The 18597-nt window shown below is 67.8% G+C and carries 15 protein-coding genes; 10 read left to right on the forward strand and 5 right to left on the reverse strand.

Annotation, left to right across the window (positions count from 1 at the left end; translation table 11 throughout):
* Positions 1 to 60: 60 nt before the first annotated feature.
* Both ACO6VK_RS07805 and ACO6VK_RS07810 read left to right on the forward strand, forming a co-directional pair.
* Positions 61 to 498: a winged helix-turn-helix transcriptional regulator gene (locus tag ACO6VK_RS07805; RefSeq protein ID WP_422506322.1), complete on the forward strand. Its 438-nt coding sequence runs from the start codon at positions 61 to 63 to the stop codon at positions 496 to 498.
* Positions 499 to 756: 258 nt separating this feature from the next.
* Entirely contained in the window at positions 757 to 3582 is a 2826-nt protein-coding gene (locus ACO6VK_RS07810) for a beta-glucosidase family protein (RefSeq protein WP_422506323.1), read from the forward strand.
* Positions 3583 to 3621: 39 nt separating this feature from the next.
* Here ACO6VK_RS07810 and ACO6VK_RS07815 read toward each other — a convergent pair whose 3' ends face one another.
* The gene (locus tag ACO6VK_RS07815) at positions 3622 to 4518 is read right to left on the reverse strand and encodes a LysR family transcriptional regulator (RefSeq protein ID WP_422506324.1); all 897 of its coding nucleotides are present in this window, start codon (positions 4516 to 4518) and stop codon (positions 3622 to 3624) included.
* A 103-nt stretch (positions 4519 to 4621) separates the two neighbouring features.
* Here ACO6VK_RS07815 and ACO6VK_RS07820 point away from each other — a divergent pair, with 103 nt between their 5' ends.
* The 3 genes from ACO6VK_RS07820 to ACO6VK_RS07830 all read left to right on the forward strand — a co-directional run bounded on the left by ACO6VK_RS07820 (position 4622) and on the right by ACO6VK_RS07830 (position 8384).
* Positions 4622 to 5986, forward strand: coding sequence for an MFS transporter (locus tag ACO6VK_RS07820; RefSeq protein ID WP_422506325.1), 1365 nt, complete (start codon positions 4622 to 4624; stop codon positions 5984 to 5986).
* Positions 5979 to 6386, forward strand: coding sequence for a DUF4440 domain-containing protein (locus ACO6VK_RS07825; RefSeq protein ID WP_422506326.1), 408 nt, complete (start codon positions 5979 to 5981; stop codon positions 6384 to 6386). The genes ACO6VK_RS07820 and ACO6VK_RS07825 overlap by 8 nt, the downstream gene beginning before the upstream one ends.
* 102 nt (positions 6387 to 6488) lie before the next feature.
* Entirely contained in the window at positions 6489 to 8384 is a 1896-nt protein-coding gene (locus ACO6VK_RS07830) for a CocE/NonD family hydrolase (RefSeq protein ID WP_422506327.1), read from the forward strand.
* Here ACO6VK_RS07830 and ACO6VK_RS07835 read toward each other — a convergent pair.
* The gene (locus tag ACO6VK_RS07835; protein WP_422506328.1) at positions 8362 to 8766 is read right to left on the reverse strand and encodes a GFA family protein; all 405 of its coding nucleotides are present in this window, start codon (positions 8764 to 8766) and stop codon (positions 8362 to 8364) included. The two genes, ACO6VK_RS07830 and ACO6VK_RS07835, sit on opposite strands and share 23 nt — an antisense overlap.
* Positions 8767 to 8821: 55 nt before the next feature.
* Positions 8822 to 9916 (reverse strand): alkene reductase, encoded by a 1095-nt coding sequence (locus ACO6VK_RS07840; protein ID WP_422506329.1) that lies wholly within the window; start codon positions 9914 to 9916, stop codon positions 8822 to 8824.
* A gap of 208 nt (positions 9917 to 10124) precedes the next feature.
* Here ACO6VK_RS07840 and ACO6VK_RS07845 point away from each other — a divergent pair, with 208 nt between their 5' ends.
* Both ACO6VK_RS07845 and ACO6VK_RS07850 read left to right on the forward strand, forming a co-directional pair.
* Positions 10125 to 10883: an SDR family NAD(P)-dependent oxidoreductase gene (locus ACO6VK_RS07845; protein ID WP_422506348.1), complete on the forward strand. Its 759-nt coding sequence runs from the start codon at positions 10125 to 10127 to the stop codon at positions 10881 to 10883.
* A gap of 102 nt (positions 10884 to 10985) precedes the next feature.
* Positions 10986 to 11447, forward strand: coding sequence for an MgtC/SapB family protein (locus ACO6VK_RS07850; protein WP_422506330.1), 462 nt, complete (start codon positions 10986 to 10988; stop codon positions 11445 to 11447).
* 92 nt (positions 11448 to 11539) lie between these two features.
* Here the strand turns inward: ACO6VK_RS07850 and ACO6VK_RS07855 are convergent, their stop codons facing one another.
* Both ACO6VK_RS07855 and ACO6VK_RS07860 read right to left on the reverse strand, forming a co-directional pair.
* Positions 11540 to 14326, reverse strand: coding sequence for a TonB-dependent receptor plug domain-containing protein (locus ACO6VK_RS07855; protein WP_422506331.1), 2787 nt, complete (start codon positions 14324 to 14326; stop codon positions 11540 to 11542).
* A gap of 64 nt (positions 14327 to 14390) precedes the next feature.
* Positions 14391 to 15314 (reverse strand): helix-turn-helix domain-containing protein, encoded by a 924-nt coding sequence (locus tag ACO6VK_RS07860; protein ID WP_422506332.1) that lies wholly within the window; start codon positions 15312 to 15314, stop codon positions 14391 to 14393.
* 164 nt (positions 15315 to 15478) lie between these two features.
* Between ACO6VK_RS07860 and ACO6VK_RS07865 the strand changes: the two genes are divergently transcribed.
* The 3 genes from ACO6VK_RS07865 to lldR all read left to right on the forward strand — a co-directional run bounded on the left by ACO6VK_RS07865 (position 15479) and on the right by lldR (position 18594).
* Positions 15479 to 15904: a VOC family protein gene (locus ACO6VK_RS07865; RefSeq protein ID WP_422506333.1), complete on the forward strand. Its 426-nt coding sequence runs from the start codon at positions 15479 to 15481 to the stop codon at positions 15902 to 15904.
* A 199-nt stretch (positions 15905 to 16103) separates the two neighbouring features.
* Complete coding sequence (gene lldP, locus ACO6VK_RS07870; RefSeq protein WP_422506334.1) at positions 16104 to 17762, forward strand: L-lactate permease; 1659 nt, start codon at positions 16104 to 16106, stop codon at positions 17760 to 17762.
* Positions 17763 to 17829: 67 nt separating this feature from the next.
* On the forward strand, positions 17830 to 18594 hold the full coding sequence (gene lldR, locus ACO6VK_RS07875) for a transcriptional regulator LldR (protein ID WP_422506349.1): 765 nt from the start codon (positions 17830 to 17832) through the stop codon (positions 18592 to 18594).
* The last annotated feature ends 3 nt before the right edge of the window (positions 18595 to 18597 follow it).

Genomic DNA, 18597 nt, shown 5'->3' on the forward strand with positions numbered 1-18597 from the left:
GAACCAGTTGATTCTGACCCTTATGGTTCTAAAATGAAACCATCAAAACGGAGCGCCGCCATGCACGATCCCAATCTGACCTGCCCGGTGGCCCGGGCGCTGGACGTGGTGGGCGACCGCTGGTCGCTGCTGATCGTGCGCGACGCCTTCGACGGCGTGCAGCGCTTCAGCGATTTCCAGCGCAGCCTGGGAATGTCGCGCAGCATGCTGAGCCAGCGCCTGCAGGCGCTCACCGATGCCGGCATCCTGGTCCAGCAGCCGTCGGCCGACGGCGGCCGCTACCTCCATTACGCGCTCACCGACCAGGGCCAGGCCCTGTTTCCGCTGGTGGTGGCGCTGCGCCAGTGGGGCGAAGGGTTCCTGTTCGCAGACGGCGAACCCCGCTCGGTGCTGCACACCCGCGAAGGCGGCGAACCGTTGGCACCGCTGCGTCCGCGCGACCTGCAGGGGCGGGTGGTCGACAGTGCGCAGACCGTGGTGACCAAGCCCGTGGCCTGACGCGATGGGCCCGCGATGTGAACGCGGTGTTGACAGCGATGAACGGGCTCGCCCACTCTTCGCATGGGAGCGTCGGTTCGCCGCCGCTTCCGGCAGTGCGGCTGTTACGACGGGCGGAGGGGCCCGGGCGTAGCCGCCACTGACCTGCATCACCCCGGTCCGGGCCCTTGCGGCTCGCGGCCCGCCGGTATGGCGCTGCACCCTTCTGCGGCAAGACTCCCTGGATTTATTGCGCAAGCAAAGGTGTTTCGCCCGCTCATGAAAACGATTTCAAAGCCCCTGGCCCTGACGGCCGCCATCGCACTCTCGCTGTCCGCCACGGCGCTGGCCGCGCCGCCCAAGGCCATCGCCGTCGGCGATGCCTTCACCGTGCTGAGCCTGGAACAGGCGCCCGAGCGCATCGATGCCACGGTGCTCGCCGACCAGCTGCAGGCCCTGCAGGTGGACGCGCTGACCATCGGCAACGTGGTGCGCGCGGCTGATGCCGCACCGGCCGCCGACCCGTTGCAGGTGCTTGCCGACCGGCTGGGTTACTCGTACCGCTTCGTGACCTCCACCGCCGACGCCGCCGAGCGTCGTGGCAGCATCGTGATCGCACGGTTGCCGGTTGAAGCCGAGCTGGACAGCGCCACGGGCGGTCTGAACTACCTGCGCTTGAACGATGGCGCCCATGTGGTCGCGCTGTACACCCGTAGTGCCGCCGCCGCCGGCGGTGCGCCGGTCAAGCCGCTGGTGGACGCCACGCGCCTGGGCGCGCCGGCCGTGCTGCTGGGCGCGGTCGATGCGGAAGGCGCCACGGCCGCCGGCTTCGACTCGGCCGCCACCGGTTCGTATTTCAGCCAGGGCTTCGAATCGGCCACCAGTACCTCGGTGAAGCTGCGTACCGATACCGGCAGGCAGGGCGTTGCCGGCACGCTGCTGACCCTCGGCTATGCCGCCCCGGTGGGTGGGGAGCAGCCGTGGATGGACACCGGCCTGAGCGCCGACGCGCGCGCGGCGCTGCTGGTCGCGCAGATGACCGTCGATGAGAAGTTCCAGATGCTGCACAGCTACTTCGGACTGGGCAAGGATGGTGGCCCGCTGCCGGAAGGTGCGGTCGGCTCGGCCGGCTTCGTGCCGGGCGTTCCGCGCCTGGGCATCCCGGCGCAGCAGTCGGCCGATGCCGGCGTCGGCGTGACCAACCCGGGCGGCCTGCGCAAGGGCGACCATGCCACGGCCATGCCGTCCGGTCCGTCCACCGCCTCGAGCTGGAACCCGCAGATCGCCTTCGCCGGCGGCGCCACGATGGGCCGCGAGGCCTGGCAGCAGCGCTTCAACATCCTGCTGGCCGGCAGCGTCAACCTGCAGCGCGATCCGCGCAACGGCCGCAACTTCGAGTACGCCGGTGAAGATCCGCTGCTCGCCGGCCGCCTGGTCGGTGAGTCGATCCGTGGCGTGCAGAGCCAGCATGTCATTTCCACGATGAAGCACTTCGCGCTCAACGACATGGAAACCTCGCGCAATTTCCACAGCGCCGAGATCGGCGAGCAGGCAATGCGCGAGTCGGATCTGCTGGCCTTCGAGATCGCACTGGAGGCGGGCAAGCCCGGTTCGGTGATGTGCTCGTACAACCGCATCAACGGCACCTACGGCTGCGAGCACGACTACCTGATGAACCAGGTGCTCAAGCAGGAATGGAAGTTCCCCGGTTTCGTGATGTCCGACTGGGGCGGCGTGCACAGCGGTTCCAAGGCGGCCCTGGCCGGCCTGGACCAGCAGTCGGCCGGCGAAGTGTTCGACAAGGCGGTGTACTTCGATGAACCGCTGCGCCTGGCCGTGGCCGGTGGCGTCGTGCCGCAGGCGCGCCTGGACGACATGGTCGCCCGCATCCTGCGCACCATGTTCGCGCACGGCAACTTCGACCTGCCGCCGCAGCACCAGCCGATCGACGACGAGGCCGGCTTCCTGGCCGCGCAGCGCACCGTGGAAGAGGGCAGCGTGCTGCTGCGCAACGCCGGCGACCTGCTGCCGCTGGGCAAGGACGTGCAGCGCATCGTGATCATCGGTGGCCATGCCGACAAGGGCGTGATCGGTGGCGGCGGTTCGTCGATGGTGGGGTGGACCGCACGCGGCACCAACGCCGTGCCGGGCGTGCTGCCGACCACCTGGCCGGGCCCGGTGATCTTCCATCCGTCCTCGCCGCTGGAGGCCCTGCGTGCAGAGCGTCCGGATGCGCAGATCAGCTATGTCGACGGGCGTGACGTGGCCGCTGCCGCGCGCGCTGCGGCGGCCGCCGATGTCGCCATCGTGTTCGCCACGCAGTGGTCGGCCGAGTCGGTCGATCTGCCGCACATGCAGCTGCCGGACAACCAGGACGCGCTGATTGCCGGCGTGGCCAAGGCCAACCCGAAGACCGTGGTGGTGCTGGAAACCAATGGCCCGGTCGAGCTGCCGTGGCTGCAGCAGGTGCCGTCCGTTCTGCAGGCCTGGTACCCGGGCATCCGCGGCGGCGAAGGCATCGCCGCACTGCTGACCGGCAAGGTCAATCCGTCCGGCCGCCTGCCGGTGACCTGGCCGGTGGATGCCAGCCAGTTGCCGCGTCCGCACGTGAACGGCCTGGGCTTCACGCCCAAGCAGAAGCCCGACGACACCATCGACTACGACATCGAAGGCGCCAACGTCGGCTACAAGTGGTTCGCCGCCAAGGGCCTGGTGCCGCAGTTCGCGTTTGGCCACGGCCTGTCCTACACGCAGTTCGGCTACGACAACCTGGCGGTGACCGTGGAAGGCCAGCGTCTGGTGGCCACCGTGGACGTGCGCAACACCGGCAAGGTGGCCGGCGCGGACGTGGCGCAGCTGTATCTCACCCTGCCCGAAGGCAGCGTCACCCCGATCCGCCTGATCGGCTTCCAGAAGGTGATGCTGCAGCCGGGTGAGAGCCGCCGCATCCGAATCGAGGCCGAGCCGAAGACCCTGGCCAGCTTCGATACCGCCGACAAGCAGTGGAAGATCGCCGCCGGCCGTTACCAGGTGCAGGTGGCGCGTTCAGCCACCGATCCGGTGCAGCACGTGGACGTGGCGCTGGACGCAACCGTCGTACGTTGAGGAACACCGGCAGGCACGACGCAACGTCGTGCCTGCCGCTCACTCCGGCAGGTGCTGGCGCAGGTGCGCCAGCAGCAGCTGCACCCGCCGCGAGGGCTGGGCAGTGTCCGGGAACACCGCATACACGCCCTGGCGCGGGAAGCGGTGCCTGCGCAGGATCGGCAGCAGCCGCCCGCATGCAAGATCGTCGTCGATCAACCACTTCGGCAGCACCGTCGCCCCGGCCCCGGCCAGCGCGAAGGCGCGCAGCGTGGACGCGTTGTCCACCGTGACCACCGCATCGGCGGGATTGCAGGCAAAGATCTGATCGCTGCCATCGGGGGCGATCAGCGGCAGGTCCGCCAGGCGCGGATACCCCAACCGCGGCAGCGTCCGCACCCAGTCCGGATCATCGCGCGCGGCCTCGTCCGGCAGCGATGACAGCACCGAGGGCGCAGCCACCGCGCACAACGCATGCTCGTCGAGCAGGGTGGCACGCAGCCGCGAGTCGGCCATGCGTCCCAACCGGATCGCCAGGTCGAACCGTTCCGGAATCAGGTCGGCATGCGCCGGCGAGGTCGACAGGTGCAGGCGCAGCTGCGGGTGCAGGGCACGGAAGCGCTCCAGCAGCGGTACCACCTTGGCGATCGCATACTCGGGCGTGGTGGTCAGGCGCAGCGTGCCACGCAGGTGCTGTTGTTCGCTGCGGGCTTCCTCGATGGCCAGCTCGGCGGCAGCGAGCATCGCCGTGCAATGCTGGTGGAAGCGCTCGCCCGCTTCGGTCAGCGCCAGGCTGCGCGTATTGCGCACCAGCAGGGTCACGCCCAGTTCCTGCTCCAGCCGTTTCAGGTTGAAGCTCACCACCGCCTTGCTCTGGCCCAGCCGTTGCGCCGCCGCCGTGAGGCTGCCGGCATCGACCACGGCCTTGAAGGTATCGAAGCGGTCCAGGCTGACCATCGCGTCGTCCGGGTGTCAAAAACGGTTTGACAGTCTTGCATCGGATGTTCGGTTTATCCAGCGCCGTTACGCGCGCATGCTGCCGCCTCGTTTCCGGGAGTGCGTGATGTCGTATCGGGCCAAGGTGGAGCTGCTGTACCTGCTGGGTTTCTCGCTGGACCTTGTCAACATGTTCATCGGCAGCGTCGCCTATTCGGCGATCGCCGCAGACCTGCACGCCTCGGTGCCCCAGCTGGCGTGGATCGGCAACGCCTACATGCTCGGCCTGACCCTGGTGATTCCACTTGGCCACTGGCTGGCCGCGCGCATCGGCGAGCGCCGGGTGCTGTGCCTGTCGCTGGCGCTGTTCACGGTGGGTGCGCTGCTGGCCGGGACCGCACCCGGCATCGGATGGCTGATCGGCTGGCGGCTGCTGCAGGGGCTGGGCGGCGGGCTGTTGATTCCGGTGGGGCAGGCGGCGGCCTACCGCGAGTGCCCCCCGGCCGATCGTGCGCGCCTGACCGCCCGCATCATGGCCGTCGCGCTGCTGGTGCCCGCCCTGTCGCCGGCCCTGGGCGGGCTGCTGGTGGAGTGGGGCTCGTGGCGTGGCGTGCTGCTGGTCAGCGTGCCGCTGGCCGTGGTGGCGCTGGTGCTGGCGGCGTGCTGGATCCGTCCCGCTGTGCCGGCGTCTGCACCCGCGTTGGACCGGCGCGGCCTGCTGCTGGGCGCCGTGGGTCTGAGCCTGTTGCTGATCGCACTGAGCCTGCTGGCCGAACCGGAACAGCGGATGGCGGGCGCCGCGCTGCTGGTCGTCGCTGCGCTGGTGCTGTGGGCCTACGCCCGCGGTGCGCGCCGGACCACGCATCCGGTCCTGCACTGGTCGCTGCTGCGTCATGCCGGGCTGCGCCTGGCGATGCTGGTCTATCTGCTGGTGCCCGGCACCTTCATCGGCACCCAGCTGGTGGCCACGCTGCTGCTGCATCGACAGGGCTACGGGCCTGCGGCCATCGGCGGGTTCATGCTGCCCTGGGCGGTCGCCTCGGCCTGCGCGATCGCCACCACAAGGCACTGGCTGCCACGTATCGGGGCGCGGCCGCTGTTGAGCGCCGGCATGGGCTGCCAGGCGGTCGGCATCGCGCTGCTGATCGGCGTGCAGAGCGGTCAGCCGGGGCTGCCCGTGGTGGCCTTCGCGCTGATGGGCCTCGGCGGCAGCCTGTGCAGCAGCAGCGCGCAGACGCTTGCGTTCCAAGGCCTGGCGGATGCCGACCTGCAGCCGGGCAGCGCGCTGTGGAACCTCAACCGCCAGCTCAGTTTCTGCCTGGTGGCGGCGCTGCTGGCCTGCGTGCTCGGCGCGCTGTCTGCCGTGCTGCCCCAGCGCGCCTTTCCCCTCACGCTGCTGCTGGCCAGCGGCATGACCCTGTTGCCGCTGCTGCCACTCTGGCAGCGTCCGGCGGCGTCTCTTTCCCCACGAGCGACATCCCATGACTGACATCCCCGATTTTTCCCAGGCCGCTTTCGACGAGGTGCGCGCGCTGCACGTGCTGATCGAAGACTGGTTCAACGCACGTCTGCCCGCCGATGCGCTGGACGCGCTGCTGGCCTGCTTCACCGACGACTTCAGCATGGTCGGCATCGGTGGCGTGCGCCTGGACAAGCCGGCGCTGGCCCGGTTCTTCGCCGCCGCGCATGGCGGCCGCGCTGGCCTGCGCATCGCGGTGGACGACCTGGCCTTCCTGGCGTTGCCCGGCAACGCCTGCGCGGTGCGTTACCGGGAAGACCAGACCGGCGCGCAGGGCAGCACGCGGCGCGAGGCCCTGGCGCTACTGCGGGCCGATGCAGGTGGCGTGCTGCGCTGGCAGGCTTTGCACGAAACGTCGGTTGGCAGCTGAATGCGATCCGGGGCGGTGCCGGACGACCTTCGGCACCTACCGTCCCGGCCGGCCCGGCGCTAGGCTGCGGAGGTTCGTCGCCAACCTGCCGGGAGAGAGCCCATGCGTGTCCGTGTCGTGCCTGTCGTGCTGTTGAGTGTCCTGGTTGCGGCCAGTGTGTCGGCGCAGACCTCGCCGATGACCCCGGATATCCCGGCCAAGGGGTTCGTGACGCCCACCGCCAACAATGACTACGACAAGCGCGTGGTGATGGTGCCGATGCGCGACGGCACGAAGCTGTACACCGTGATCGTGGTGCCCAAGGGCGCCAGGAATGCGCCGATCCTGTTGACCCGCACGCCGTACGACGCCGCCAACCGCGCCAGGCGCATCGACTCGCCGCACATGCGCGACATCCTGCCGCAGGGCGATGAGGTGTTCGTCGATGGCGGCTATATCCGCGTGTTCCAGGACATCCGCGGCAAGTACGGCTCCGAAGGCGATTACGTGATGACGCGGCCACTGCGTGGGCCGCTCAATACGACCCGGGTGGACCACGCCACCGACGCGTGGGACACCATCGACTGGCTGGTCAAGCACGTGCCGGAAAGCAACGGCAAGGTCGGCATGCTGGGCTCGTCCTACGAAGGGTTCACCGTGGTGATGGCGCTGACCGATCCGCATCCGGCCCTCAAGGTGGCCGCGCCGCAGAGCCCGATGATCGACGGCTGGATGGGCGACGACTGGCTCAACTACGGCGCCTTCCGCCAGGTCAACTTCGGTTACTTCACCGGCCAGCTGGCCAAGCGCGGCAAGGGGCCGGCGATTCCCAGCGTCGGCTATGACGACTACACCACGTTCCTGCGTGCCGGCTCGGCCGGCGACTACGCCAAGGCCAACGGCCTGGATCAGCTGCCGTGGTGGCACAAGCTGATCGAGCACCCGGCCTACGATGCGTTCTGGCAGGAGCAGGCACTGGACGCGCGCATGGCGAAGACGCCGTTGAAGGTGCCGACCATGTGGCTGCAGGGCTTGTGGGACCAGGAGGACATGTGGGGCGCGGTGCACAGCTACGCCGCGATGGAGCCGCGCGACACCGGCAACACGCTCAACTACCTGGTGATGGGCCCGTGGCGGCACAGCCAGGTGAACTATGACGGCTCGACGCTGGGTGCGCTGAAGTTCGATGGCGACACCGCGCTGCAGTTCCGCCGCGACGTGCTCAAGCCGTTCTTCGACCAGTATCTGGTGGACGGCGCGGCCAAGGCGGATACGCCGCCGGTGCTGATCTACAACACCGGCGAAAACCACTGGGATCGCCTGCAGCAGTGGCCGCGCACCGCCGCGCAGAACAAGCCGCTGTACCTGCGCGCAGGCGGGAGGCTGTCCTTCGATGCGCCGCAGCCGGGTGAGGCGACGTATGAAGCCTATGTGTCCGACCCGGCCAAGCCGGTCCCGTTCGTGCCGCGCCCGGTGCGGTTTGCCGACCGCGACATGTGGACCAGCTGGCTGGTCAAGGACCAGCGGTTTGTCGATGGTCGCCCCGACGTGCTGACCTTCATCAGCGAACCGCTGACCGAACCACTGCGCATCGGCGGCGCGCCGCAGGTGAACCTGCAGGCGGCCACCAGCGGCAGTGACAGCGACTGGGTGGTGAAGCTGATCGACGTGTACCCCGACCAGACCCCGTCCACGCCGGAAATGGGCGGTTACGAGCTGGCGGTGTCGATGGCGATCTTCCGTGGCCGCTACCGCGAGAGCTTCAGCGCGCCCCAGGCGATCGCCGCCAACCAGGTGCTCGATTACCGCTTCGGCCTGCCCACCGCCAACCATGTGTTCCAGCCGGGCCACCGGGTGATGGTGCAGGTGCAGTCCAGCCTGTTCCCGCTGTACGACCGCAACCCGCAGACGTTCGTGCCGAACATCTACCTGGCCAAGCCGGGCGACTACCAGAAGGCGACCCAGCAGATCTGGCACGCGCCGCAGCAGGCCAGCTTCATCTCGCTGCCGGTGTATTGACCACAAGCGCCACGGCCAGCCAATCCGGCTGGCCGTCGACGAACGACTGGTCGCGCGGGGCCAGTGCCGGCGCGTGCGATGCATCGAATGCCCCTGTGAGCAGGGCGACCACCGGGGCATCGTCGATCGCGCCCAGCGTGCTGCCGCACTGCGCGCAGAAGGCGCGGGTGGACTGCGCGGACGAGCGATAGCGTGACGGCGCGCCACCCGGGCCGACCCACTGCACCTGGTCGGCGGGAAAGTCGACCCAGGCCGTCAGCGGGCTGCCGGTGTGGCGGCGGCAGTCCTCGCAGGCGCAGGTGTGCGGGTTGCCCGGTGTGCCGCGGGCTTCAAAACGTATGGCGCCGCAGAGGCAGCCGCCGGTCCAGACAGAGACATCCATGTGGTGATCCTGGCAACGCGTGGCCCGCAGTGTAGCGGGCCACGCGCGCCGCGCCTCAGCCGGACACGCTCGGGTAGTCGGTGTAGCCATGCGAGCCGCCGCCGTACAGCGTGTTCGGGTCCAGGTCGGACAATGCCACGCCCAGGCGCAGGCGCTCGACCAGGTCCGGATTGGCGATGTACGCGCGGCCGAAGGCGATCATGTCGGCGTAACCGGACGCGATCGCGTCGGCGGCGGTGTCCTTGGCATAGCCGTTGTTGGCAATCCAGGGGCCGCGGAACTTCGCACGCAGCGTCGCGTAGTCGAAGGCGATGTTGTCGCGCGGGCCGCCGGTGGCGCCTTCGATGACATGGATGAAGGCCAGCCCGCCAATCGCGTCCAGGCGCTCGACCGCACGCTCGAACAGCGGCTGCGGCTCGCTGTCGTGTGCATCGTTGGCGGGGGTAACCGGCGACAGGCGTACGCCGGTACGGTCGGCGCCGATCTCGGCCGCCACCGCGCGCACCACCTCATCCAGCAGGCGGGTGCGGTTCTCGATGCTGCCGCCGTAGGCGTCGGTACGCTGGTTGCTGCCATCGCGCAGGAACTGGTCGATCAGGTAACCGTTGGCCGCATGGACTTCCACGCCATCAAAACCGGCAGTGATCGCATTGCGCGCCGCCTGTCGGTAGTCCTGGATGATGCCGGGAATCTCATCGAGCGCCAGCGCACGCGGTGCCGACACATCCTCGAAACCCTTGGCGGTGAACGTCTTGGCCTTGGCGGGGAGCGCGCTGGGGGCCACCGGTGCCTGCCCATCGGGCAGCAGGCTGGTATGCGAGATGCGGCCGACATGCCAGAGCTGCAGCACGATCCGGCCACCGCGCGCATGCACGGCGGCGGTCACGCTGCGCCACGCATCGATCTGCGCCTGGCTGTAGATGCCCGGGGTGTCGAGGTAGCCCTGGCCCATCGGGCTGATCTGGGTGGCCTCGGCAATGATCAGGCCGGCGCTGGCGCGCTGCTGGTAGTACTCGATGGCCAGTGGGTTGGGCACGCGGCCTTCGATGGCGCGGTTGCGCGTCAACGGGGCCATCGCGATGCGGTTGCGTACCTCGATCGCACCCAGCCGGGTGGGGGTGAACAGGGGGCCGTCGGTGGAAGATGTCATGTGCATGCCTTGGGGGAGGGCGCTGCCGTCGGCAGCGTGGACAGACGAGATGTGGACGTACGACCGCCAGCATAGGGGGGCGTGCGTTGCAGCGATGGGAAGCATTGTTGCGGGTGCCTGTGTGCACGTTCTGTAACGCATTCCGGGGGTAGGGTGGTTGTCATGCAGGCACGGCCTGCCGCTGTTTTCCAACCCGAGGTACAACGTGATGATTGATTATCAGCTCAAGGGCAAAGTGGCCATCGTGACCGGCGGCGTCTCCGGCATCGGCCTTGCCGCGGCCGAACTTCTGGCGGCCTCCGGTGCGGCGGTGGCGGTCTGGGACCTGAAGGCCGATGCGGTGGAGAAAACCGCCGATGCGCTGCGCAGCAAGGGCGTCAACACGCTCGGGATCGCACTGGACGTGACCGATGAAGCGGCGGTCGAGGCAGCAGTGCAGCGCACCGTGGCGTCGCTGGGTGCGCTGGACATCGCGGTCAACAACGCCGGCATCGGCGGTCCGTCGGCAAGCAGCGGCGACTATCCCGTGGACGGCTGGAAGCGCGTCATCGACGTCAATCTCACCAGCGTGTTCCTGTGCCAGCGGGCGCAGATCCAGGCGATGCGCGCGGCGGGGAAGGGCGGCAGCATCATCAACATGGCCTCGATCCTTGGGCAGGTCGGGTTCAACAACTCGGCGGCCTACGTGGCGGCCAAGCACGGCGTGGTCGGCCTGACCCAGACCGCGGCCTGGGAACATGCGGGCGACCGTATCCGGGTCAACGCGGTCGGTCCCGGTTTCATCGCCACGCCGCTGCTGGACAAGATGGACCCGGCGGTGCGCAAGGCACTGGAGGCCAAGCACGCGCTGGGCCGGCTGGGCACGCCGGACGAAGTGGCGGCCCTGGTGGCCTGGCTGGCCAGCGACGACGCCTCCTTCGCCACCGGGACCTACTACGCCATCGATGGGGGCTACCTGGCCCAGTAACTGCCGTGACGGTCTGTGCGGCGGGGCGTGCGGGCGGTTTCACGGTCCCCAGACGCCATCCTCTGCAACGCTCGGCATCTCTACTGCCGGGCGACGCCAATGATGGGACTGGAACAAGATCTGTCGATTCTGCTGCGCATCGCCGCGGCGATGGTGTTCGGCGGGCTGATCGGCATCGAGCGCGAGATGGGCCGTCATGCGGCCGGGCTGCGCACGCACATGCTGATCGCCGGTGCGGCGGCATTGATCGTCGGCCTGGGCGACAGCATCGCCGAGCACTTCCAGCAGGAGCGCTACCGCGACCTGCTGCAGGTCGATCCGGTGCGTCTGATCGAAGCGGTGGTCGCCTGCGTCGGCTTCGTCGCAGCCGGCACCATCCTGCGCGGTTCGCACGAGGATCAGGTCAGCGGGCTGACCACGGCCAGCTCGCTGATCATGGCCGCCGCGATCGGTATCGCGGTCGGCATCGGCGAGTACGTGATCGCCATCGGAGTCACGCTGCTGTGCCTGATCGTGCTGGCGGTGTTCCGCAGGATCGCCAAGAAGATTGAACCGACGCTGTGACGGCACGCGTAGCGTCCCGTTGATCGTCTCACCCGACCGCGATGGGTCGGAACGGGGCCGGCAGGCGGCCCCGTCGGGTACGACACGGTCGATCAGAACCGCTGCTGATACTTCATGTACACCATGCGGCCGATGTCAAATCCGCCGTAGTAGGGGAAGGCGCTTTCCGGACTGGAGAACATGATCGGCCCCTGGTGGTTGAACAGGTTGTTGGCGCCCAGCGATACGGTCGCGTTCCACGGCGCCTTCCAGCGCACCTGCAGGTCATGGAAGGTGTTGCTGCCCACCTTGCGGATGGCATCCGGTTCACCGTTGGCATGGTGGTCGGGCGCCGTGCACGGGCGGTTCGGAACGCAGCTTTCCTTCATGCCGGAGTAGTACCGCAGGCCGTAGCGCAGCCCCCAGTCGCCCTTTTCCCAATCCACGCCGAGCGTGGAGCGCACGCGGAAGATGCCCGGCGTACCGACCATGCCGATCATGATCGTGTCGCCCGCGGCGTTGTTGCCTTCTTCGTCGTACTGACTGACATAGCTGCTTTGCCAGTCCAGCCGGATCTGGCCGACAGACAGTTCCGGGAGACGGTAGTTGATTCCGAGGTCGTAGCCCGAGGTTTCCAGCCTGCCGAGGTTGGTGAGGCCGTAGACGATGCCGTTGATGTGTCCATCGGGCGCGCGCGAGGTGCCTTCGCACCGTTTGGCGTTGCCGAGGACATAGCAGTCGCGCAGGATACGGTCCACGCTGTCCTGGATGATCAGGTTGTCGATCTTGTACTGGTACCAGTCCAGCGAGATGTCGAGTCCCTCCACCCAGCGCGGACTCCAGACCAGCCCAACGGTGCGGCTGGTCGAGGTTTCCGGTTTCAGGTTGGGGTTGGACTGGTTGGTGAACACGTCCGGCGTCTGGCAGGGGTAGCCGGTGCAGTCCTTGCCCCCTTGGCCCTGCTGCGTGTAGCCGATGGGAACGCCGGCGGCGTTGCACGCCGCGTTGCCATTGACGCTGTTGGTCGCGCCGACACCGCAGGGATCGGTGTACGACTCGAAGCTGGAGCCGGCACCACCGTGCAGGTCGTCGATGCTGGGCGCGCGGAAGCCGGTGGCGACCGTGCCACGCAACAGCAGTTCGTCCAGGGGGCGCCAGGTCAGCCCAAACTTGGTGTTCAGGGTCTGCCCGAAATTGCTGTAGTCCGACTGGCGGGCCGCCAGGCTGAGGCTCAGTTCGCGGGCGAACGCCAGGTCTTTCAGAATCGGCACATTCAGCTCGGCATAGAACTCGTCGAGCGAATAGCTGCCTTCCGTCGTGGTGGCGGCGAGGCCGGTGCTCTCACCGGATTGCTTGAAGGCATCGGGCACGAAGCGGCCCTGCTCGCGCCGATGCTCATAGCCCACCGCAACGCCGACTTCGCCGGCCGGCAGGTCGAACAGGGTGCTGACCAGGTTGGCGGTGTAGCTGGTGGTGGAGGTGGTGCCGGTATCGGTATAGAAGGGGAACAGGAACTCCTGCAGGTCAGGATCGGAGAGCGACCCCGGGCCGGGGGCGCCCGCGGGCAACAGCGGATTCCACGGTGTGCAGTGGATGTCTTTGGCCGTTCCGCAGTCCGGGCTCAGCGCACGCGCCATCGCCAGGTAGCTGGCATCGCCGTGGCCGGTCTTGCTCAGCTGGTTGCGGTTGTACAGCCCGCCCACGTCCCAGTCGACGGCGCGTCCGGCCAGCTCCACGCTGCCCTTCAGTGCACCGCTTACACGGAAGGTCTGCAGGTCGCTGCGGGTGGTGCGTGGGACCTCCCACAGGCGGCGGTTGAAGTTCGTGTCGACACCATAGGGATTGAACGGGCTGTCGGCGGGGAGGGTGTACTGAACGGGGTAGCCCGCAACCTGCTGGTCGGTGATGCGCTGGTTGTACATTGCCTCACCTTCCAGCCGCACGGTGTCGCTGAGGTCGTACCAGCCCGTGGCGAACAGCGAGCGGCGTTCGACGCCGGTCTGCACCATCATCTGCTCGTGGGCATTGACCCGGTCGCTGTCATCGGTGCGGCGATAGTCGCCCGGATTGGCCGGATCGCCGCCGTCGTTCAGTGTCCACCAGACCGGCTTGACGCCATCGCCGGGCGTACTGCTGCAGGGATTGCAGTGCGATCCGTTCTTGCCGATCGCGCTCCAGCCCGAGCCGGGATAGTCGGGGCCGGCATTGCCATCGCGGCTGAACCAGCGGTCCTTGGCCCAGACCGGGTCGTCCTTGGCATGCTCCAGCGCGACGGTGATGCCGCTGCGCTGGCCCTGCGCGCCCATCCGCAGGGAAAGCTGCTGATTGTTGCCGTCCCCCTGGCTGAACCGGCCACTCGACACGTTGACTTCGAGGCCGTCGAAGCCGGCATCGGTGATGATGTTCACCACGGCGGCAATCGCGTCGGACCCGTAGACTGCCGACGCACCGTCCTTCAGCACCTCGATGCGCTGGACCATGCTCATCGGAATCTGACCCAGGTCCTGCAGGCCGGCGGTGGTCGCACCCAGGCGGCGTCCATTGAGCAGGACCAGGGTGCGCGCCGCCTTCAGATTGCGGATGTTCACATAGTAGCCGCCGACGTTTTCGCCGGAGGCCAGCGCGTCGGCGCGGGAGATCGCCGGCGCACCGGCTGAACTGAGGTTCTGCAGCACATCGGCGATGCTGGTGAAGCCCTGTCGTGCGATGTCGTCGCGGCTGACCACCAGGATCGGCTGGCGGGTCTCGGCATCGGCAGCCCGAAGGCGTGAACCGGTGACCTTGACCTGGTCCAGGGTGGTGGGTTCATCGGCGGATGCCGCGGCCGGGGCAAGGGCCATGCAGATGGCGACGGGCAGCAGCTTTGCGGGGCGTACGACGGGCAACGTCAGGTTGAGCATCAATCTCTCCAGTGGATCCGGGTGTGCGAAAGGCGCGGTCCAAACGTTACTGTTTCGTTGTCACTCAGCCTGTACGCGATGCGCGGCGGACATGTGCGACTTGAGCTTTAGTGCGCAACGCGCGGACCTGGCAGCGGTACGCCGATGCCGTGACACCAAAGTGCGCGCGGAAGGCCCGCGCGAAACTGCAGCCGCTTTCGAATCCGCAGGCCGCGCCGACCTCACCGACGATCAGATCGCTGTCCAGCAGCAGTGCCGCGGCGTGTTCCATGCGCAGACGCACGCCAGCGGCCTGCGGGCTCTCGCCGAACACGCCCTGGTAGGCTTTGGAGAAGTACCAGTAGGACAGGCTGGACAGCTCCGCCAGCTCCCCGATGCTGACCACCCGGTCGACGTTTCCCTGCAGCGTCAGATGGGCGCGGCACAGCCGGCCGAGCACGTGGCGCTTGCGATGGAGCGAGCGACCCGGACAGCGGTCTTCCTGCAACCCCATCGGCCGCTGCAGATGGACGACGTGGCGCAGCAGCGCCCGCAGGGCCGCATCGCCGCCGGCGCGATCGTGCGCTGGTCCGCGGACCAGCTGACGCCAGAGACGAACGGCGATCTGCAGATCGTACCGGGCCATCGCGCCACAGCCGGGATAAAGCCGGCACGCATCGGCGTTCAGCAGTTCAAGCGCGGTGCCGTGCAATGCCACGCCAATGCAGATGGCGTGACGGTCTGCCTGCAGGCGCGGCTGCGAATGGCGGTCGAGCACGATCCAGTGCCCGGCGTGCAGGTGGAAGCGACCCTCGCTGGACGCCACACGGCTGTTGCCACGCACCTGCAGCCACAGGGTGAATGCACCACATCCCACCTGTATCGATGACATGCGTGACACGCCGATACATCCGCGCGTGATGTCGCCCTCGGTGTCGATCGTCAGGTTCTGTCCGCGATCCACCCAATTGATTGTCTGCATATCGTCCACACGGGCACCGAGCTGCACGATGCGTTCGGAGCGGCGGCCGGTTCCAGCACGTGCGTCAAGGTTCTGTGTACGCAGGCTGTTGACGTCACAACGTGGCGCTCTCTGCCCGTTTGGCGATTGTCTAGGCCACCGTCACGGCGCCCGCGTCATTCTTGATCCCTATCCCATCGAGGAGTCAGCGCATGCGACCGTTCGAGATCCAACGCATCGACCATGTGGTACTGCGCGTGTCCGATCTGCCGCGGGCGCTGCGCTTCTACTGCGACGTACTCGGTTGCACGGTGGCGCGCGAGCGCCCGTCGCTGGGCATGGTGCACCTTCGTGCCGGGGCATCGCTGATCGACCTGGTCAGCATCGATGGGGCGCTCGGCAGACCGGGTGGACCTGCCGCCGGGGCGCAGGGGCGCAATGTCGACCATCTGTGCCTGCGCGTGGACCCGTTCAACGAGGCCACCCTGCGGGCCCACCTGCAGATGCACGACGTGGCAGTCGATGGGCCGGTGGAAAGCAACTTCGGTGCCGAAGGCGACGGGCCGTCGCTGTACGTGCGCGACCCCGATGGCAACGGGGTCGAGCTGAAGGGTCCGGCCAGTGAGTGCGGCCGCTGATAATGGTCGGACCAATATGTGGACGTAAACCTATGGTCTAATAGGCCGGTCGCGCATTTGACGCTTCAATGCGGACAGTTCCGAGACATCGCCCGATAATTGGTCCGACCAATAATCCGGCGCATGGCACTCGTGGATTTCCCCGGCTCGCGCGGTGGTGATCGCGCGGACCCCTGTCCGTTCTTGATGAGATCCGTCGATGCAGGCCTGGCAACAACTGTATGACCCCGCTGGCAACCTCTGGGTGTCCAGCCTGATCGCGCTGCTGCCGATCGCCTTCTTCTTCGTTGCCCTGGCCGTGCTGCGCATGAAAGGCTGGTTGGCCGGCACGCTGACCGTGGCCATCGCCCTGGCGGTGGCGCTGCTGTTCTACCGGATGCCGCTGCAGCAGGCCGTCGCCGCCGGCGCCTACGGGTTCATCTACGGGCTGTGGCCCATCGCCTGGATCATCCTGGGCGCGGTGTTCCTGTACAAGGTGTCGGTCAAGACCGGGCAGTTCGACATCATCCGCGCGTCGATCCTGTCGGTCACCGAAGACCAGCGGCTGCAGATGCTCATGGTCGGCTTCGCCTTCGGCGCGTTCCTGGAGGGCGCCGCCGGCTTCGGCGCGCCGGTGGCGATCACTGCCGCATTGCTGGTCGGGCTCGGTTTCAAGCCGCTGTACGCGGCCGGGCTGTGCCTGATCGTCAACACCGCGCCGGTGGCGTTCGGCGCGATGGGCATTCCGATCATCGTGGCGGGGCAGGTGACCGGCCTGGATGCGTTCGAGATCGGCCAGATGGCCGGGCGCCAGCTGCCGTTCCTGACCATCATCGTGCTGTTCTGGATCATGGCGATCATGGATGGCTGGCGCGGCGTGAAGGAAACCTGGCCGGCGGTGCTGGTGGCCGGTGGTTCTTTCGCCATCGCCCAGTACCTGACCTCCAACTTCATCGGGCCGGAACTGCCGGACATCACCGCCTCGTTGGCTTCGCTGGTGTGTCTGACCCTGTTCCTGCGCCGCTGGAAGCCGGTGCGCATCTTCCGCTTCGACACCGAGACCAGCGCGCAGGCCGCCGCCCAGGCGCTGGAAGCACCGCATTACCGCCGCGGGCAGATCGTGAAGGCATGGTCGCCGTTCCTGATCCTGACCGCGATGGTGACGGTGTGGAGCATCAAGCCGTTCAAGGCGCTGTTCGCCGCCGGTGGGGTACTGGAACACTGGGTGATCACGCTGCCGGTGCCATCGCTGGACCAGCTGGTGCAGAAGATGCCGCCGATCGTGTCGGCTCCTACCGCCTACGACGCGGTGTACAAGTTCGACGCGGTATCGGCCACGGGCACGGCGATCATGCTGGGCGCGGTGCTGGCCATCGTGCTGCTGAAGATGCGTCCGGCCGCCGCCCTGCGCACGTTCGCCGAGACCGCCAACGAACTCAAGGTGCCGATTTACTCCATCGGCATGGTGCTGGCGTTCGCCTTCATCGCCAACTACTCCGGGTTGTCGGCGACGCTCGCCCTGGCACTGGCACACACCGGCAAGGCGTTCACCTTCTTCTCGCCGTTCCTGGGCTGGCTGGGCGTGTTCCTGACCGGTTCGGACACCTCGTCCAACGCGCTGTTCTCGGCCCTGCAGGCGACCACGGCGCAGCAGATCGGCGTGTCCGAAGTGCTGCTGGTGGCCGCCAACACCACCGGCGGGGTGACCGGCAAGATGATCTCGCCGCAGTCGATCGCCATTGCCTGCGCCGCAGTCGGTCTGGCGGGCAAGGAATCGGACCTGTTCCGTTTCACGGTCAAGCACAGCCTGATCTTCACCGTGATGGTGGGCATCATCACCACGCTGCAGGCCTATTGGCTGACCTGGATGATTCCCTGATCCCATGCGCGCGGCACCGGCCACCGGCATCGACCCCATTGCCCGTCACGCGGGCGACAATGGCGGCATGAAGAACGAACGCCTGTCCGACAAGGTGGCCGCGCAGCTGCGCGACCTGATCCAGACCCAGCACCTGCAGCCCGGCGACAGGTTGCCCGCCGAGCGCCCGCTGTCGGTGCAGCTGGGGGTGTCGCGCACCGCACTCCGCGAGGCGATCGCGCAGTTGTCCAGCCAGGGGCTGCTGACCGCGCGCGTGGGCGGCGGTACCTTCGTGGCCGAACCGGCCGCGCGTGCGCGGCAGGCCATTGACGAACCGCTGATGCCCTACCTGCCGCTGTTCCAGGGCGACCCGGAATACCGGTTCGACGTGCTGGAGATCCGCCACGCACTGGAAGGCGCCACCGCATGGCACGCGGCCCTGCGCGCCACCGAGGCGGACCGCGCCAAGATCCGCCAGGCGTTCGACACCATGATGGACGCGCACGGCAAGGACGATCCTGCCGGCGAGGCGCGCGCCGATGCCGCCTTCCACCTGGCCATCGCCGAGGCCTCGCACAACCTGGTGCTGCTGCAGGTCATGCGCGGCCTGTTCGAGCTGCTGCAGACCAACATCTCGCAGAGCCGCGAAAAGCTCTACACCTCGCCACGCACGTTCGAGCCGCTGTCGGTCCAGCACCGGGAGATGATGGAGGGCGTGCTGTCCGGCGATCCCGAACGCGCACGTGCCGCCGCGCACGCGCACCTGGAATTCGTGCACACCTCGCTGCGCACGCTCGACGACAACGAAGCCCGGCGTACACGCGCGTCGCGGCTTCCTTCTTCCCACGGTTGACCC

The sequence above is a fragment of the Stenotrophomonas sp. GZD-301 genome, assembly GCF_049310345.1.
Classification (GTDB): Bacteria; Pseudomonadota; Gammaproteobacteria; order Xanthomonadales; family Xanthomonadaceae; genus Stenotrophomonas.